The organism is Pseudogemmobacter bohemicus (genome assembly GCF_003290025.1).
In the GTDB taxonomy this organism is placed as follows: Bacteria; Pseudomonadota; Alphaproteobacteria; order Rhodobacterales; family Rhodobacteraceae; genus Pseudogemmobacter; species Pseudogemmobacter bohemicus.
The window spans coordinates 201548-218700 of record NZ_QNHG01000006.1 but is presented as its reverse complement, the minus strand read 5'-3'; the positions used below and the strand labels follow the sequence as shown (position 1 = coordinate 218700).

The 17153-nt window shown below is 66.1% G+C and carries 17 protein-coding genes; 9 read left to right on the top strand and 8 right to left on the bottom strand.

Features of this window, described 5'->3' with window-relative positions; all coding sequences use genetic code 11:
• Positions 1-222 precede the first annotated feature (222 nt).
• The 4 genes from DRF71_RS24995 to DRF71_RS24980 form a co-directional block, all read right to left on the bottom strand.
• Positions 223-2214 carry a MacB family efflux pump subunit gene (locus DRF71_RS24995; protein WP_112313163.1) on the bottom strand — a complete coding sequence of 664 codons (1992 nt, stop codon included), beginning with the start codon at positions 2212-2214 and terminating at the stop codon, positions 223-225.
• A 10-nt stretch (positions 2215-2224) separates the two neighbouring features.
• A complete protein-coding gene (locus tag DRF71_RS24990; RefSeq protein WP_157971276.1) occupies positions 2225-3394 on the bottom strand; it encodes an efflux RND transporter periplasmic adaptor subunit in 1170 nt (389 codons plus the stop codon).
• Positions 3395-3433: 39 nt separating this feature from the next.
• Positions 3434-3883 carry a hypothetical protein gene (locus DRF71_RS24985; protein WP_112313161.1) on the bottom strand — a complete coding sequence of 150 codons (450 nt, stop codon included), beginning with the start codon at positions 3881-3883 and terminating at the stop codon, positions 3434-3436.
• An 82-nt stretch (positions 3884-3965) separates the two neighbouring features.
• Positions 3966-4568: a hypothetical protein gene (locus DRF71_RS24980; RefSeq protein WP_157971275.1), complete on the bottom strand. Its 603-nt coding sequence runs from the start codon at positions 4566-4568 to the stop codon at positions 3966-3968.
• A 212-nt stretch (positions 4569-4780) separates the two neighbouring features.
• Between DRF71_RS24980 and DRF71_RS24975 the strand changes: the two genes are divergently transcribed.
• The 3 genes from DRF71_RS24975 (at position 4781) to DRF71_RS24965 (ending at position 7367) form a co-directional block, all read left to right on the top strand.
• Positions 4781-5584, top strand: a complete 804-nt coding sequence (locus DRF71_RS24975; RefSeq protein WP_112313159.1) for a response regulator transcription factor — start codon at positions 4781-4783, stop codon at positions 5582-5584.
• Complete coding sequence (locus DRF71_RS24970; RefSeq protein ID WP_112313158.1) at positions 5581-6831, top strand: ATP-binding protein; 1251 nt, start codon at positions 5581-5583, stop codon at positions 6829-6831. Before DRF71_RS24975 ends, DRF71_RS24970 begins: the two co-directional genes overlap by 4 nt.
• Before the next feature lie 146 nt (positions 6832-6977).
• Complete coding sequence (locus DRF71_RS24965; RefSeq protein WP_112313157.1) at positions 6978-7367, top strand: hypothetical protein; 390 nt, start codon at positions 6978-6980, stop codon at positions 7365-7367.
• 115 nt (positions 7368-7482) lie between these two features.
• Here DRF71_RS24965 and DRF71_RS24960 read toward each other — a convergent pair whose 3' ends face one another.
• Entirely contained in the window at positions 7483-8505 is a 1023-nt protein-coding gene (locus tag DRF71_RS24960; RefSeq protein ID WP_112313156.1) for a hypothetical protein, read from the bottom strand.
• Positions 8502-9158, bottom strand: a complete 657-nt coding sequence (locus DRF71_RS24955; protein WP_198672362.1) for an RNA polymerase sigma factor — start codon at positions 9156-9158, stop codon at positions 8502-8504. Before DRF71_RS24955 ends, DRF71_RS24960 begins: the two co-directional genes overlap by 4 nt.
• A gap of 318 nt (positions 9159-9476) precedes the next feature.
• On the opposite strand from DRF71_RS24955, the gene DRF71_RS24950 reads away from it, so the two are divergent.
• Positions 9477-10415 (top strand): hydrogen peroxide-inducible genes activator, encoded by a 939-nt coding sequence (locus DRF71_RS24950; protein ID WP_112313155.1) that lies wholly within the window; start codon positions 9477-9479, stop codon positions 10413-10415.
• Between the two features lie 28 nt (positions 10416-10443).
• On the opposite strand, the gene DRF71_RS24945 is transcribed toward DRF71_RS24950, so the two are convergent.
• Positions 10444-10761 carry a hypothetical protein gene (locus DRF71_RS24945; protein ID WP_112313154.1) on the bottom strand — a complete coding sequence of 106 codons (318 nt, stop codon included), beginning with the start codon at positions 10759-10761 and terminating at the stop codon, positions 10444-10446.
• Positions 10762-11264: 503 nt separating this feature from the next.
• Here DRF71_RS24945 and DRF71_RS24940 point away from each other — a divergent pair.
• From DRF71_RS24940 to cysW, 4 genes are read left to right on the top strand one after another with little or no spacing between them, the layout of a single operon-like run.
• Positions 11265-12377: a sulfate/molybdate ABC transporter ATP-binding protein gene (locus DRF71_RS24940; protein WP_112313153.1), complete on the top strand. Its 1113-nt coding sequence runs from the start codon at positions 11265-11267 to the stop codon at positions 12375-12377.
• Positions 12378-12382: 5 nt separating this feature from the next.
• The gene (locus DRF71_RS24935; protein ID WP_408634569.1) at positions 12383-13363 is read left to right on the top strand and encodes a sulfate ABC transporter substrate-binding protein; all 981 of its coding nucleotides are present in this window, start codon (positions 12383-12385) and stop codon (positions 13361-13363) included.
• Positions 13364-13370: 7 nt separating this feature from the next.
• Entirely contained in the window at positions 13371-14219 is an 849-nt protein-coding gene (gene cysT, locus DRF71_RS24930) for a sulfate ABC transporter permease subunit CysT (protein ID WP_112313151.1), read from the top strand.
• A gap of 5 nt (positions 14220-14224) precedes the next feature.
• Entirely contained in the window at positions 14225-15076 is an 852-nt protein-coding gene (gene cysW, locus DRF71_RS24925; protein ID WP_408634568.1) for a sulfate ABC transporter permease subunit CysW, read from the top strand.
• Positions 15077-15080: 4 nt separating this feature from the next.
• Here the strand turns inward: cysW and DRF71_RS24920 are convergent, their stop codons facing one another.
• Positions 15081-16466 (bottom strand): FAD/NAD(P)-binding protein, encoded by a 1386-nt coding sequence (locus DRF71_RS24920; protein WP_112313150.1) that lies wholly within the window; start codon positions 16464-16466, stop codon positions 15081-15083.
• 389 nt (positions 16467-16855) lie between these two features.
• Here DRF71_RS24920 and DRF71_RS24915 point away from each other — a divergent pair.
• The coding region (locus DRF71_RS24915; protein ID WP_198672361.1) for a sugar transferase at positions 16856-17153 on the top strand (298 nt) is incomplete at its 3' end.

Genomic DNA, 17153 nt, shown 5'->3' with positions numbered 1-17153 from the left:
GGCGCTGAAACGCCCTGACCCTGCATCACGAGGAACCCGGCCAAGAGAGGTTTCTTTCCTCTGAGAACGCCCTGGCAGCAGTTTGATGCTGCCAGGGCCTGCGCCGGTGGATCACACCCCTCCCGGCAGAGAGAAGAATATTATTCGCCGCTTTTGCCGCATCGCGGCATGCCGGGCGGCAAAATGGCACGCCTTTACCGCAAGACGCGCCCTCACCTGCCCCTATTCCCGGCTCAGCGCCACCACCGGATCCAGCCGCGCCGCCGAACGCGCCGGCAGATAGCCGAAGGTGATTCCGATCAGCGTCGAGGAAAGGAAGGCCGCCACAATCGACAGCGCCGAAAAGCTGATCCGGACGGAATCGGAGAGGCTTCCGGCCAGCCAGCCGCCGCCAAGCGCCAGCCCCACCCCCAGCACGCCGCCGATGAAACAGACCAGCACCGCCTCGATCAGGAATTGCGCGATGATGTCGGAGCGGCGCGCCCCGATGGCGACGCGGACGCCGATTTCCCTTGTGCGCTCGGTCACCGAAACCAGCATGATATTCATCACGCCGATGCCGCCGACCACCAGGCTGATCACCGCAATCGCCGCCACCAGCAGCGTCATGGTCCGGGTGGTCGATGTGATCGTCTCGCGGATGGTGTCGCTGTTTTGCAGGAAGAAATCCTGCACCCCATGGCGGTCGAGCAAAAGCGCGGTGATCTGCGCCTGGGCCTGATCCATCTCATAGCCATCGGCAACCTGGACGGTGATGCTGCTGAGGAATTTCTGCCCCGAGACCCGCGCCATCACGGTGGTATAAGGCAGCCAGACATTGAGCGAACCGGGGCCGAAACTCGCGCCCGAAGCCCGGACCACGCCGATGATCCGAACCGGCACGCTGCCCAGTTGCAGCACCTGGCCGACCGGATCTTCGCCCGCGTCGAAGAATGTGTCGCGGGTATCTTCGTCGATCACCGCGACCTGGGCGCGATCTTCCAGATCCGGGGCATCGAACAGGCTGCCCGTCACCGTGGTATAGGAGTGCAGCGGGAAGTAATCATTGGTCACGCCCTGGATCTGCACCGTCGCCTCGGTGCCGGCAAAACGCGCCGAGGCATTGGCGGTGACCGCCGGTGAGACGCCCGCCGTATAGCTCTCGCCCGCCAGCGCGGTCGCGTCTGCGGGCATCAGCGTCTCGATCCGGCTGGCGTTTCTTGCGCCGAATCCGGTGCCCGCGCGGATGGTGATCGTATTGGTGCCGAGCGAGGAGATATTCTCCAGCACCTTTTGCTGCGACCCCGAGCCAAGCGCCACCACCAGCACCACCGAGGCGATGCCGATGATGATCCCCAGCATGGTCAGAAAGCTGCGCATCCGATGCGCCAGCATGGCGGTGACCGCCATATTCAGCGCCTCTGAGAGGCGTGTGACCGCCAGGATGGCCGCCCCGCGACGTCTGGGGACCGGTCTCTCGACCTCGGTGGGGCGGCCCTGGCCCTTCTGCTCATTCCCCACGGCAGAAGGGCCATTATCAGCGACGATAGTTCCGTCGCTGATCTCGATGATGCGATGGGCATTGGCGGCGACTTTCGGATCATGGGTCACCATGATGATCGTATGGCCCTGGCCGTTCAGCTCCTGCAAAAGCCGGATCAGTTCCGCCGAGCTTTTGGTGTCAAGCGCGCCGGTCGGCTCATCGGCGAGGATCACCTCGCCGCCATTCATCAGCGCGCGTGCGACGGATACACGCTGCTGCTGACCACCGGACAGTTCGGACGGGTGGTGATCCAGCCGCTGGCCAAGGCCAAGGCGCATCAGCAATTCGCGCGCGCGGGTGGTGCGGGCGGCACGGGTCTCGCCGGCATAGATCGCCGGCACCTCGACATTTCCGACCGCATCCAGATCGCCCAGCAGCTGATAGCGCTGAAAGATAAAGCCGAAATGCTCGCGCCTGAGTTCCGCCTGCTGATCGGCATCAAGTCCCCCCACATCGCGACCATCGAACAGGTAGGTTCCCTCGCTGGGGCGGTCGAGGCAGCCGAGAATATTCATCAGCGTCGATTTGCCCGAGCCCGAGGCACCGATGATCGCCACCATCTCGCCCGGGTAAATGTCGAGATCGACACCTTGCAGCACGGTAACGGTCTCTTCGCCGGCGGCGAAACTGCGCGAGATGCCGCGCACCGAAAGGATCGGGCGATGATCGGCAAGCCGGGTCACATTGGTCATGGCGACGCCCTCAGAACATCGGCGGCGGGCCGCCCATGCGGTCCTGGCCGGAAGTGGTGGCAGGGGCGACCTCTGTGCCGGTCACGACCATATCGCCCTCGCGCAGCCCGTCCCGGATTTCGGCCGTGATCTTGTTGTTCAGCCCGACCGAGACATCGCGGCGTTCCGGGCTGCCATCGGGGCGGTCGAGGATCTCGACATAGCTGCCGGCGGCATCGGTCTTCACCGCCGAAGAGGGCACCACCAGCACCCCATCGGCGCGGTCAAGCTCGATCGAGACCTCGGCGCTCATGCCGATCCGGAGCCGGCCCTCCGGATTGGCCACTTCCAGCAAGCCGTTGTAATAAATGGCGCTGTCCGATGAGATGGTGTCGCTGTCGGCGATGGCAGCCGGCGCGGGCTCGATCTCGGCCATATAGGCGGTGAAGGTTTCGCCCGGGGCGCCCAGCGTGGTGAAGCCGGCGCTCTGCCCGGGCTCGACATTCATCACATCGGCCTCGGAAATCTCGACCTTGACCAGCATCGTTGACAGATCCGCGATCTTGACGATGGTGGGCGCCGATTGCGCCGAATTCACCGTCTGGCCCTGTTTCACCACCACCGCAACGATGGTGCCCGAGATCGGCGCGGTGATCTTCGTGCGTTCCAGCGCATTGCGGGCGGTGGCAAGCGTCACCCCGGCGCTGGATTTCTGCGCCCTGAGCGACTCCAGATCGGCCTTATAGACCAGCACATCGGCCTCGGCCGTCTCGACCGCCTCCTGGCTGGCATAGCTTTGCGAGCCGAGTTTCTGCTGCCGCGCCAGTGCCAGTTCTGCGCGGTTCAGCGTGGCCTCTTTGGCCGAGATCTGCGCCGCGATATTGGCCAGCGCCGCCTCGGCCTGGAGGACATTGTTCTGCTGGTCCTGGCTGTCGATCTGCGCGATCAGATCACCCGCCTTCACCGGCTGCCCCAGCGAGACCGCCAGCGTCTCTATCTGGCCGGAGACCCGGGCGCCGACGCTGACCAGCTCCTTCGCCTCAAGCATGCCGGTGGCGAGGACGGATTTCACCACCGTGCCGGTGCTGGTTCTGGCACTGACCGGCAGGCTGGCCGGCGTGCTGCTGCCCAGCACAGCCCAGCCCAGCCCGCCCGCCAGGGCAAGCGCGGCAAAGCCGGCGATCAGGGTTCTGCGTTTCATCATCATTCTCCGGGTGGGGCCGGTTCGGGCTGGAAGGGATCAGTTCAGCAGCGAGGAGAGCAGACCAATCACCGCGACCACCCGCATAGACTGGCTGTCGGCCAGCACCAGATGGTCACCAACCACACGGTATTCCTGGCCCCTCGGCGGCACGCCGAAACGGCTGTTCGGGGCCCGTTGGAACGGGCTGCCTTCCCGGGCGCTGTCGCCTTTCTTCGGGCTGGCATGGGCCGTCTTCGCCTTGTTATGGCCCTGCCCCGCACCCGGCTGTCTGCCCGCTTGCTGGCCCTGGCCCTTGCCGGGCGTGGGGGTTTTCGGCCCTGCCCCCTGCCGCCCACCCGGCGCCTTGCCGCCTTTGTCGATGCATTGGGCCTGATCGGGCGGGCAATTGTTGCCACCCCGGCTCTGCGCCGGGGCGGGCAGGGTTGCGAAAGAGAGTGCGGCAGTGCTGGCAATGGCAATCAGTGCGAAGATGGACGGGCGGCGCATGGGGGAATTCCTTGTGTGACAGCAACAAATCTGATGCGGAGGCCCGGGAATGGGGGCCAGGGCCTCCGGGAATGGCCCCCGCTTATTGCAGCGGCGCGTCGGCGGGCGGCGGGCCGAAGGGGCGGTTCCCTTCGGGGCCACCATCCGCATCAAAGCCGGGGCCGTGCGGGCCTTTCGGCGGCGCCTCAGCCCCGATCAGCCGCGCCAGTTGCGCATCACTCAGCGTGGCGCGCAGCGTCGCGGCGGCGGCCTGCAGCTTTTCGGCCCGCTCGCCTTTTGCAATCGCGCGTTCGGCGAGGCGGTCGGCCATCAGGCGCGGCGGCCCGGCCGGCGCTGCATCCTGAGAGAGCGGGCCGGGGTGCGGTGCATCCGCCTCGGCAAAGGCGATCAGCGCATCGGTATAGGCGCGCCAGGCCTGAGCCTGATCCGGGGTCACCCCGATATAGGTCTCAAGCCCTGCCAGCCCCTGCGCCAGTTTCAGGCCCGGATTGCCACCCTGCCCGCGCTCCATTTGCGGGCCGCCCCGGTGTTCATCGCGGTCTTTGCCCGCATGGCCGGCCTTCCCGCCGTCGCGGGGGCCCTCCTGTCCCGAAGGCGGCGGGCGGCGCTCTTCTGCCATGGCAGGCGCCACGGCGCCCGCGATCATGGCGGCAACCAGCAGGCTGCTCATTACGGTGCGTTGCATCGCAGTATCCCTTTCGTCACTGGTGATGCGGTGAAACTGGCCCCTGCCTGTATCCGGCGCTGGTCCCGGCGGTTACAAACTGTTTCCGGCGGGGGGATTTTTGTAACCGAAGATTGCCAGCACCGGATGGGAAAGCTTTCGTTACAATTCCCTCCCCCGGGCGGGGCGGTAAGCCCGTATAAGAGCCGCATGCGCAGCCCCGGAGCCAGATAATGCAGCAGACCAGCCAACAGGCACCCCTGGTCCTGATCGTCGATGATGACAGCGAGATCAGGACATTGCTGGCCCGCTATCTTACGGGCCAGGCCTTCCGGGTGCAGACTGCCGCCAGCCGGCGCGAGGCCGAGGCGCGGCTGAGCGAGGCCCGTCAGGCCGGGCCTTTGCCGGATCTGGTGGTGCTGGATGTGATGCTGCCCGACGGGTCGGGGCTGGATATCTGCCGCGATCTTCGCGCGCGTTTCCCCTCGCTTGCGATCATCATGCTGACCGCGCTGAAAGAGGATATCGACCGCATCATCGGGCTGGAAATCGGCGCAGATGACTATCTTGGCAAGCCCTTCAACCCGCGCGAGCTGGTGGCGCGGATCCGTTCGGTCCTGCGCCGTGCGGCGCCCGAACCCTCCACGCCCGCCGGGGCCGGGCCGCGTCACCGCTACCAGATGGCGGGCTTTGCGATTGACGTCGAGATGCGCCGGGTCGAGGCTCCGGATGGTGAAGAAATCAGCCTGACCGGGGCCGAGTTCGATCTCTTGCGGGTGTTTCTGGAACGCCCCGGCCGCCTTCTGTCGCGCGATCAGCTGCTGGATCTGACCCAGGGACGCGACCGCGATCCGTTTGACCGCTCGATCGACGTGCTGATGAGCCGGCTGCGCCGCAAGCTGGGTGACAAGACCGGTGAGGCGGTGTTCCGCACGGTGCGGAACGGCGGCTATCAGCTGGTGCTGCCCGTCGAGGCACAGGGCGAGGCGCGGGGCGGGGCTCCGGTCCCGTCGCTGCAGCCGGGGGGGCAGACGTGACCTCCCTCAGCGCCCGCATCACCGCGCTTCTGATCGTGGCGATCCTTACCGTGGTCGGGCTGGCGACGCTGGCTGCCAGCCGGGCGCTGCAACCACCCAATCCCGAGACCACCATCGAGCCGGTCGCCCGCCAGATCCATGTTCTGGCCGAACTCGCCGCCCGCGATCCGGGTCTGTTGAGCGCTGCCGGCGGCGCGGTATCCGACCGGCCCGCCAAGGGCGCGGTGCTTGAACGTATGAGCATCTTCCTCTCCCATGCGATGACCCGCACCGGCCCGCCGCGCAAGATCATCGTCAGCCGCGAGGGCGGCCGTCTGATCGCCTCGGTCGCACTCTCCGGGGGGGGCTGGCTCCTGACCCCGGTGCCCGATCCCTCGCCCCCCGAAGATCGCTGGCTGATCCTCGGCATCTGGATCGCGATGATCGTCGTCGGCTCGGTGGCGGTGTCCTGGTATGCCGCCCGCCGCCTCAGCCGCCCGATCGAGCTGATGGAGGATGCCGCCTCCCGCATCGGCACCGATGCCACGCTGCCGCCGGTCCCCGAGACCGGACCGGCCGAGGTGCGGGCAACGGCGCGGGCGCTGAACCGGCTGTCCGAGCGGCTGACGCGGGCGATGGAAAGCCGGATGCGCCTGGTTGCGGCGGCCGGCCATGACCTGCGCACGCCGATGACCCGGATGCGGCTGCGGGCGGAATTCATCCCGGATGACGAGGAGCGTGCCCGCTGGCTGGCCGATCTGGAGGAACTGGACCAGATCGCCGACAGCGCCATCCGCCTCGTGCGCGAAGAGGCCGGCGGCGATCTGGCCGAGCCGCTGCGCCTTGACCAGATGGTGCAGACAATCGCCGGCGAAATGACCGAGATCGGTCAGGAGATGCGGCTCGACCCCGCACCGCCGCTTACCGTCACTGCCGCGCCGCTGGCGCTGAAACGGGCCTTGCGCAATCTGATGGCCAATGCGGCAACGCATGGCGGCGGCGGCACGGTCAGCCTGCAAAGCGATGGGCCGCAGGCGGTGATCACCATTCGCGACCTTGGCCCCGGCATCCCCGGGCCGCTGATCGACCGGGTGTTCGAGCCGTTTTTCCGCGTTGATCCGGCGCGGCAGAAGGGGATTCCCGGGGCCGGGCTGGGCCTTGCCATCGCGCGCGAGATTCTTGCGCGGTTCGGCGGCAGTCTGGCGATCCGCAACCATCCCGATGGCGGGCTGGAACAGGTGATCACCCTGCCGGCCCCTGGCCCGTAACACTGCCACCCTCTGCTGCCATCTGCCGGCCTTGCACGATTTGACCCGGAACTTGCCACGATTTCGCCAGATTCGGCACCAAAACTACTATAAGTTGAGTTGCCGCAGAATGCTGCAACGCCTGCAATCAGAGAAGAGCCGTCAAAATGGTTGCAATCGTGATTATTCTCGCCGGGTTTGTTGGCCTGGTAGCCGCCGTCCTGGCCTGGCTGCTTGAGGGTGGTTTCATCGCTGTCATCCTGACCTATGTGATTGCCGGCAACCTGTCTTTCGCAGTGCTGAGCGGGCTTACCATCACCAAACGCCGGCCCGAAGCGTCTCCTGACTTCACCACCGTCATCGAGGCCGATCTCCAGGCGCTTCTGGAAGAGCGCAAGGACCGCGCCAGGCGCGAGACAGAGCGGGACAGGAACCGGCATCCGGACCAGGCTCCGAAGCCCCATTTCCCGGTCATGCGGCAAAGCCAGCTGAGCCTGCCGGGGGCCGCCGATACCTCCGGGCCGGCCAGAAATCGCGGCCTTTTCCGCAATCGCTGACACCGGAGCTGCCTTCCCCGGGGGCCCGGAACCCGGCCTGACCGCCCGGTCTGGCCACCCAGTCTGGCCGCCCGGTTGTCCCCGGTCTGCATCCGGTCTGGTCTTGGCAGGACGCTCAGTCCGGCGGCGGCAGGCGGCGCAATATCGCATCGACCTGGCCCGGGCTGCGCGCCTCCTTCACCAGATCGGTGATCACCTTGTCAAAGGTCACCGCCTCCTCGCCGACGCGGAAGATCTGCCAGGGCTCCTGATCGCCCAGCTTTCCCTTCATCATCAGAATCTGCGGAAAACCGCCGCGCGCCGGCAAGAGATACACATCGGTCATCTGGATCGAGATACCCGGCGCGGTCTCCCAGATCGGGATCGCCAGCCGGCCCTCCTCGCGGTCAAGGAAAATCCCGTCCTGATCCCCGGACAGCGAGAAGCCCAGCGAGCCGGTGAATTCCGCCTCTTCCTCCGGCAGGTCCAGGTCCACCAGCGCGGCATTGCCGGGGTCATTGCGGGGCCGCGCACCAAGGCGCGGCAGCGTATTTGCCGGGGCGCCACTGCCTGCCGCCGACGGCGTCGCGGCGGGAGCGGTGGCAGCGGGTGGAGCAAGGGCCGGCGGCAGTGCAGTCGGGGCTGCCGGTGCAATCATGGCGAGTTCTGACGCCTCTTCCGCGGCAACCGACGGGGGCATTTCCGGCAAGGTCATATCCGGCACCGCCGCCGAGGCCGATTTCGAGACCGGAGAGGCGGGTGGCGCCGGGGCCGCGATTTCTGCGGCCATATCTGCGACCGATTCGCTGATCGCGCCCGTCTCCGCAACATTGGGCACAGCCCCACCCACAAGGGCGGTATCGCCGGCCGCGCCGTTGCGACCTGACCCGTCCGGCATCTGCCCCGAAGGCAGCAGCAGGAAAAAGCCCATCACCCCGGCGGTCGCCGTCGAACCCGCCAGCCCAAACCGCAGCGGCGACAGCCAGCGCGCGATCCCCCCGGCCGCCGGTCGGGCTTTGGGCAGGCCCGCCGCAACGAAAGCCTCACGCGCACGGGCAATATCCGCGCGGAGCCGCGCCGGATCCGGGCCCGGCAGCGCCAGCTCAGCCAGCCGGTCCAGCGGATCACGCGGGATAAGGGGGTCACGGTCGCCGGTCACAACACCCCCCTCAATGCTTTGCGGGCCTGGTGGATATGCCAGGACACCGTCACCTCTTTGCAGCCCATGATCCGGGCGGCCTCGGCCTGGGCGAGCCCCTCGCCATGCACCAGAAGGATCGCATCGCGCTGCTTTTCGGGCAAAGCCCGCACCGCCCGCCAGATATCGGCGACATGCAGCGCGTCCTCCTGGTCGCCCTGGCGGACCTCATCGCTGAGCAAAGCCGCCGCCGCCGCCAGCCGCCCGCGCCGCGCAGTGGCGCGCTGCTGATCGCGCACCGCGTTCAGCGTCACCCGGTAGAGCCAGCCCTGGAATGAGGCGCGCCCGTCAAAGCTGCGGATCGTCTCGCCCAGCCGCATGCAGACGGTCTGCGTCACATCCTCGGCATCGGCACGGTTGCCGGTCCAGCGGCAGGCGACCCGGAACATAAAGCGATAATGAAGCGCAAGCAGAGCCTCGAAAGCGCCGGCATCGCCGGCTTTGGCCCGCGCCACAAGACGATCACCCTCGGATTTGCTGTCGGTTTCGACAGAAGGGCAGGCGCCGGACATGATCCCGCCATCACCGGCGGCCCCAGGCCCGATCCGGCTATGCCCGGCATCCACTGTCCCGGGCTGACCCTGGCGGGTCCTGTCGCCTGTGGCCTCGCCCATGGGCAAAGACCTCTCGCCGTGACGCATCTTCTGCCGCTTCGCAAACGAATACGCCGCGAGAACAGCACTATTTCGCGGGCAAAGGCAACCGGGGGCCGGCAGGACCCCCACCGGCCCGGTCTCTGCCGGGAATGAGAGCGCCATGGTCATGGTCCGCGCTCCGCAAAAGCTGTTCAGAACCGACTGGTCGAAATCCGGCCGTCACAGGGATGACGCCGCGCGCGGGGCCGATCCTGGTGGCGCCGGGGAATATATGTCATAAATGCGCGCCCGCAGGCCCCGATTGCCAGCCGCCCCGCCTGCGCCTACTGTCTGGCGATGCCCACGCTCCAGCAGCTTCGATACCTTGTCGCCGTCGCAGATCAGCTGAATTTCAGCCGGGCGGCCGAGATCTGCAATGTCGCGCAGCCGACGCTTTCCATGCAGCTGCGCGCGCTGGAGGAACGCCTTGGCGCCCGCCTGGTCGAGCGCAACCGCGCCCGGGTCAGCCTGACCCCCCTTGGCCGCGAGGTGGCGCGGCGCGCGCGCACGGTGATCGACGGCATCGAGGATATCCGCGAGGTGGCCCGCCGGGGCGATCCTGAAGCACCCCAGGCCGCCTTGCGCATCGGCGTGGTTCAGACGGTGGGGGCCTATGTGCTGTCGGTGGCGATGCCGGGGCTGCGCGCCGCCTGGCCCGAAATGCGCATCAATGTGCGCGAGGAACACCCGGAAACCCTGATCCGCCAGTTGCTTGAGGGGGTTTTCGACGTGATCCTGCTGGGCGACGAACTCAGGCGCGACGATGTGGAACAGGTGCCGCTGATCACCGAGCCGATGCTGGCCGTGATCCCTGCCGGTCACAGACTGGCCGGCCTGGCGGAAATTCAGCCCTCAGAACTGGCGGGCGAGACGGTGCTGGCCTTCGATGGTGGGCCGGCACTGAGGCGGGCGGTAACGCGGCTTTGCTCCTGGACCGGCGCAAGGCTGGCGCGGGATTACGAGGGCACCACGCTGGACACTTTGCGCCAGATGGTTGCGACAGGGATGGGGATCTCGCTGCTGCCGGCGCTTTATGTCCGATCCGAGGTGCTGCGCGAACAGCTGGTGGTGGCGCGACCGCTGAGCGAGGCGGCCCTGACCCGGCAGATCACCATGGTCTGGCGCCGCGACGCCCCCCGGCGCCGCAGCTATGCCGCTATTGCCGCCGCCTTTCGCGAAAGCCTCATGCCCTGGCATGCCGATCCCCTGCACAGACAAAGCGACAGCGCATCCTGACCCTCCGCGCCCGGGATCACTCGCGGGGTCACTCATATTGAATGCGGGTCGTCCAGCCGGCGATCGAGATGCCGCGCCCAGGCGCAAGGCTGGCCGCCAGCTGGCTCAGATCGCTGCCACCATCGACGACGGTGCAGGAAATCATCCCGCTTTGGGTTGCCCTGAGCAACCGCAGCCGCGCCCCCGCGCGGCGGAATTCGCCGGCCAGATGTTCCAGCCCGTCCCAGCAATCCTCGACCGCGAGATCAATCTCGAAGATCAGCGGCTTGCCGGGAAAGCTTTCCCGCAGGCTGTGAATGGAGTCGACAGGGATCGTGATATCGCTCGCGACAGCGGTTTTGGCCATGGGCCTCTCCTTCGTGTTTCCGAAGGGCCGGCGGCGCCTTCGCTTTAGCTGCATTTTTTTCGCGCCCGCAATCTGGTTCTCAAATCGGCGCGTCGTCTGGCCGGTTGGGTAGCATTGCCCCCCCCGCCGGTCAAGACGGACCAGAGACAGGACGGGCGGGAGAATGGTTTTCTCCCCCGGCCCTTCCAGGCGAAATCCTGCCACGGTTTTCGACCGATTTGTGAACTTGTGCCCGACCGCCGCCGCCGCTATCAAATAACGACAATAATGGTCGAGTTTGATGCCGCTTCCTGACTCCCTTTCGCATAAAAGAACGCCAGTGCCGGGCCGGGCGGTCAGCCCGGGGCAATATCGGCGTCAGGGGAACAAACCTGTGCTTCTCTCCCTGATCACCCCGGGCCAGAGAGAACATCATTCTCTGACCCCGCCGGTTTTGCGCAGCATCGTTCCTTGCGAAAGCCGGCGGCTCGGTGCAATCAGGAAAGCTGCAACCGGAGTCGGCAATGGCCATTGAAATCGCCCAGCTGCGCAAAAGCTTTGGCCGCAATGAGGTGCTGAAAGGCATCGACATCGCGGTAGAGGATGGAGAGCTGATCGCGCTTCTCGGGCCTTCCGGCTCGGGCAAGACCACGCTTTTGCGTATCATTGCGGGTCTCGACTGGCCGGATTCCGGCCGGCTGGATGTCGATGGCGCCGACTGGCTGGCCATTGCCGCCCGCGACCGCCGTATCGGTTTCGTCTTTCAGCATTACGCGCTGTTTCCGCATATGACCGTGCGCGACAATATCGCCTTTGGCCTGATGGTGCGCCCAAAGGCCGAGCGACCCGGCAAGGCGGTGATCGCGCGCAAGGTAATGGAACTGTTGCAGTTTTTGCAAATCCCGCATCTGGCTGACCGCCTGCCCGGCCAGCTTTCCGGCGGGCAGCGGCAGCGGGTGGCGCTTGGTCGTGCGCTGGCGATCGAGCCGCGCGTCCTCCTGCTGGATGAGCCGTTCGGGGCGCTGGATGCCGCCGTGCGCCGCGATCTGCGGTCCTGGCTGCGCTCGGTCCATGACGAATCAGGCTCCACCACGATCTTCGTCACCCATGACCAGGATGAGGCTTTCGAGCTGGCCGACCGGGTGGTGATCATGGGCGAGGGGCGAATCGAACAGATCGGCACCGCCGACCAGATCCATGACCACCCGGCCTCGCCTTTCGTGGCGCGGTTCATGGGCGCAACGATTGAGCTTCCGGTGCAGATCAGCGCCGGGCGCGCGGTGGCGGCGGGTGTCGATACGTCCCGGATCGAGCGCCGCGCCCTCGCCGATGGCCCGGCGACGCTGTTCATCAGACCCGCCGATCTGACGCCTGTTCCCGACGCGGCGGGCCTGTGGCGGGTGAAACAGGTCACCTCGACCGGCGCCGTGCTGCGCCCGGTGCTGACCGGCCCGGAAGGCCAGGAGTTCGCGGTCGAGATCCTGCGCCGCGCCGCCCCCGGGCTGGAGGCCGGCGCGCGCGTCACCCTCCGCGTCGAAACCGGCACCATCTTTACCGAAACGCCCCCCGGCCAGCGCGGCCAGGTAGGGCAAAGTGCTGAACTCAAAGACATTCCCCTTAAGGAGAAACAGAAATGAGCCTGATCTCTTCGCTCCGCACGGCTGCTGCAGTCGCCGTGCTGGCCGCCGCCCCGGCGCTGGCCCAGGACAAGATCCTCAATGTCAGCTATGATATCGGCCGCGAGCTGTTCGAGGCGCTGAACCCGGTCTTCGCCAAAACCTGGAAAGAAACCAGCGGCCGCGATGTGACCGTCGATCAGAGCCATGGCGGCTCGTCGGCCCAGGCCCGCGCGATCCTGGAAGGTCTGAACGCAGATGTGGTGACCTTCAACCAGGAGACCGATATCGACGTGCTGGTCGATGGCGGCCTCGTTGATGCCGACTGGCGCAATGCCTTCCCGAATGGCGCCTCGCCCTATTACTCGCTGCCCGCTTTCGTAGTGCGCGAAGGCAATCCGAAAGGCATCAAGGACTGGAGCGATCTGGTCCGTGACGATGTGCAGCCGGTCTTCGCCAATCCGCGCACGTCGGGCAATGCCCGCTACACCTATCTCGCGGCCTATGCTTTCGCACTGGAAGCCAATGGAGGCGATGAGGCCAAGGCGACCGAGTTCGTGAAGAAACTCCTGTCCAACGTTCCGGTGTTCGACACCGGCGCGCGGGCGTCGAGCCAGACCTTTGCCGAGCGCAATATCGGCGATGTGCTGATCACGTTTGAAGCCGAGACCGCCGGCATCGTCGCGCAATATCCGGGCCTTGAGCGTGTGACCCCGGCGACCAGCCTTTTCGCCGCCTTCCCGGTGGCGCTGGTCAGGGAAAATGCCGAGAAGAACGGCACGGTCGAGGTGGCAACCGCCTATCTGAACTGGCTCTACACCCCCGAAGCGCAGCGTGTACTGGCAGCCAAAAACTTCCGCGTCACCGATAAGGATGTGGCGGCAGAGGTTGCGGCGCAATTCCCCGAGGTCAAACTGCTGACCGTCGATGTGCTGGGTGGCTGGGCCGAGATCAAGGCCAAACACTTCGACGAGGGCGGCATTCTCGACCAGGTTTTCGAGAACTGATCTGTAAATGACCGTCGCTCTCGCCCGTATCCGGCCAAAGCGTGTATTGCCGGGGTTCGCACTGAGCCTCGGCACCACGCTTCTCTATGTCAGCGTGATCATCCTGATCCCGATCATCGCCCTGATGATCTCGGGCGCCGGGATCGGCTGGGACAGGTTTGTCCGGATCGTCACCTCGACCCGCACGCTGGATGCGCTGCGGGTTACAGTGACAGCGGCGGCGATTGCGACGGTGATCAATGCGTTTTACGGGCTGTTGATGGCCTGGGTGCTGACGCGCTACGAATTTCGCGGTCGCGCGCTGCTGGATGCGATGATGGATATACCCTTCGCGCTGCCAACGGCGGTGGCGGGCCTCGCGCTGACCTCGCTTTTCGCCTCGACAGGCTGGTTCGGCGGCCCGCTGGAGGCTGCGGGGATCCAGGTCGTCTATGCGCTGCCCGGGATCATCATCGCGATGACCTTCACCTCGGTGCCCTTCGTGGTGCGCGCGGTGCAGCCGGTGCTGGAAGACCTCGACCCGGCGCTGGAGGAAGCCGCAAAGACGCTGGGCGCCACGCCCTGGCAGACATTCTCGAAAGTGATCCTGCCCGCGATCCTGCCGGCCTGGCTGGGCGGCTGCACCGTGTCGATGGCGCGCTCGATGGGAGAGTTCGGCGCGGTGGTGTTCATCGCCGGCAACCTGCCCGGCAAGACCGAGATCGCCTCGCTGCTGGCCTTCATCCGCCTGCAGGAATATGATTATCGCGGCGCTTCGGTGATCGCGCTGATCCTGCTGGTCTTCGCGCTGCTCTTGCTGTTGGTGTCGAACCTGTTCCAGATTCGCGCCGCGCGCTACCGCGAGGGGGGCAAATGACCGTGATGACCGCTCAGGAACAGGTCGCCGCCGGACGCCATGCTGCCATGGCGGGCGAGCGCAGAACCGCGCGGGTGCTGATCGCGCTGGCGCTGGTCACGACCGCGTTCCTGATCCTTGCGCCGCTGGTCTATATCTTCTGGCGGGCCTTTGCCGAGGGCACCAGCGGCTACTGGGCCGCCATCACCACGCCGGAAACCCTGCATGCGATCTGGCTGACGGTGATCGTCACCGTGGTGGTGGTGCCGGTCAATGTGGCTTTCGGCATCGCCGTGGCCTGGGCGATTGCGCGTTTCCGCTTTCCCGGGCGCGGGCTTTTGATGACGATTGTAGAGATCCCCTTCTCGATCTCGCCGATCATCGCCGGCATCAGCTATCTGCTGCTTTACGGTCGCCAGGGTTTCCTTGGCCCCTTCCTGCGCGAACATGACATCACCATCCTCTTCGCGCTGCCGGGGATCATCCTCGTCACCCTCTTCGTCACCGCGCCCTTCGTCGCGCGCGAGGTGCTGCCTTTGATGCTGGCCAAAGGGTCGGAACAGGAGGAGGCCGCCGTGACGCTGGGCGCAAGAGGCTGGCAGGTCTTCCGCTATGTCACCCTGCCTGGCATCCGCTGGGCGCTGCTTTACGGCGCGGTGCTCTGTGCCGCGCGGGCGGTGGGTGAGTTCGGCGGCGTCTCGGTGGTCTCGGGACGGGTGGCCGGGCAAACCAATACGCTGCCCTTGCAGATCGAGCTTTTATACAACGAGATGAGCACCTCGGTCGCGGCCTTTGCCGCCGCCTCGACGCTGACGATGATTGCGATTGTCGCGCTGATCGCCAAGACGCTGCTCGATTCCCGGAGCGGGCACGGCTGAGGTCTCAGCCCGCCGCCGCGCCTTCTCTGGCCGCGATATAGCGCGCCATCTGACCAGCCTGGACCCGGATATCTGGGATTGCCGTGATCTCCCAGAACATGGCGCGCGAGACCGGGCCCAGGGTAAACAGCCGCTCTGATGCCGCGCCGTTCTGGCCGATCAGCCGCGCCTCGGGCGAGACCTCGAACCCGATCCGCAAAGGATCGACCCGCGCCGCGCCCTCGGCCAGCAGCCCCGCCATCAAGGGCGAGGCGTTCTTTTCCGGGTCATTGCGAATGCCGCGACAGTCGATGATGCGCCCGACGGTCACACTGCTGGGCAGGGCGGCACCGCGTGGCTGGATCACCGCGGTGACGGTCTCGCCCGCCGCCGGTTCGGCGCGGATAAAGGCCGCCCGTTCGATCCGCAGCCGGCCTGCCGCCATCGCCGCCTCAAGCCGCGCGGCGGAGGCGGGCGGGATGCGGTGGCGATGCACCTCCCACCAGGTCGCCGCATGGCGGAGGAACCGCTTGCGCTGGTCGATGGTCATATTCTGCCAGATCAGGCTGACATAGGGCCGGATCCCATCAACCGCCGAGCGCCAGGTGCCACCCCCGGCACCGGCCTCGCGGACCAGTCCGCGCAGCCAGGCCAGCAAATGGCTGACCGGCGCGCCAAGCGGCACATCCGCCGCCGCCACCTTCAGCGCCGCCCCCGGCCCATGGCTGCGCGGCAACAGCCCGCGCCGCGAAATCGCGATGATCTGCCCCTGATGCCCCGCGCGCTCCAGCGAAAGCACCTGATCCACCATCGAAAGCCCGGTGCCGATGATCAGCACCGGCGCCCCGTCATCGGGCGGCGCGCTGACCGACCAGGCGCCGGAGATCAGGCCGGAAGGGTCCTCTTTCGGCACCACATGGCCGGTCGCCAGCACCGCATAGGCGCCTTTCAGCTGCCGCCCGTCATCCAGCTCGGCCTTGACCCCGCCTTCACGTTCGCTGATCCCCAGACAATCCGCCTTGATACAGACCAGCCGCCCCGAAGCCGTCCAGGGCGCCAGCAGGCAGGAGAGGTAGCTGCCATAGGTGGCGCGACCGACGAAACTCTCGCTGTCATGGCTGCCGGCAGCGTTCTCCTCCAGCCAGTGCAGGAAGTGATCGGCCTCATCGGGAAAGGCGCTCATATTATGGACGCGGGTGTTCAGCAGATGGTCGGGATCACTGGTGGAATAGGCGATGCCGCACCCCAGGAGATGCCGCCCCTCGACCACGGTGACCCGGAGATCGGTGTCCTGGCGCAGCAAATTGGCCGCAAAGAGCACCCCGCTTGCGCCACCGCCGATTACCAGCACGTCGCGCCAGCCCTCGTCGCGGGAAAAGGGCTCGGATCGGGTCGCAGGGGTAAAGCTCATCTTGATTCGGTCTCGTGCTGGCATCGGGGTCAACTGGCGATGATCAGGCGGCTACACCCATAAGAACGGGCGAAAGCCAATCCGGTTCCAGAATATCACCCGAAACCGGAACGATGTTCCATGATGCGTCATCAGGATGGAAGTTCTGTCGCGTTGAGCCAGCTGACAGAGTAAAAACTCTCTTCCGGTCCTCGTCCTGGCAGCGCAGGCGGGTGCAAGGCCGCGCGCTGGCGCCGGAAAACACCCAGAACTGCTACAAAAAGGCCATTTGACGGAAAAAACTGTTTCCGACAGGCGGCGCTATAGAAATTGCAATTGTTCCGTTGTGGAATTAGGCATCTTCTATTGTCTGAAATACAATTCCCTGACTGACCGGGCGAGAATCATTCATGTCGTTGTGTAACTCTCCGCTGGGAGAAAGCATCCATTCCGGCGGAAACAGGCTGAAGCGCCTGGTCGACCTGGTGCTTGCGCTGGTCACTCTGCCGCTGACCCTGCCGATCATGCTTGTGATTGCACTGGCGATTCGGATGACGTCGTCCGGCCCGGTATTGATGCGGCTCAGCTGTATCGGCATGAATGGGCGCGTGTTCCGTCAATATCGGTTCCGGGTGATCCGGGGCGATCTGAGCGCAGCCGATCTGCTTGGGCGCGCAGACAATGCCGCCTGCCTGACGCCTTTAGCCC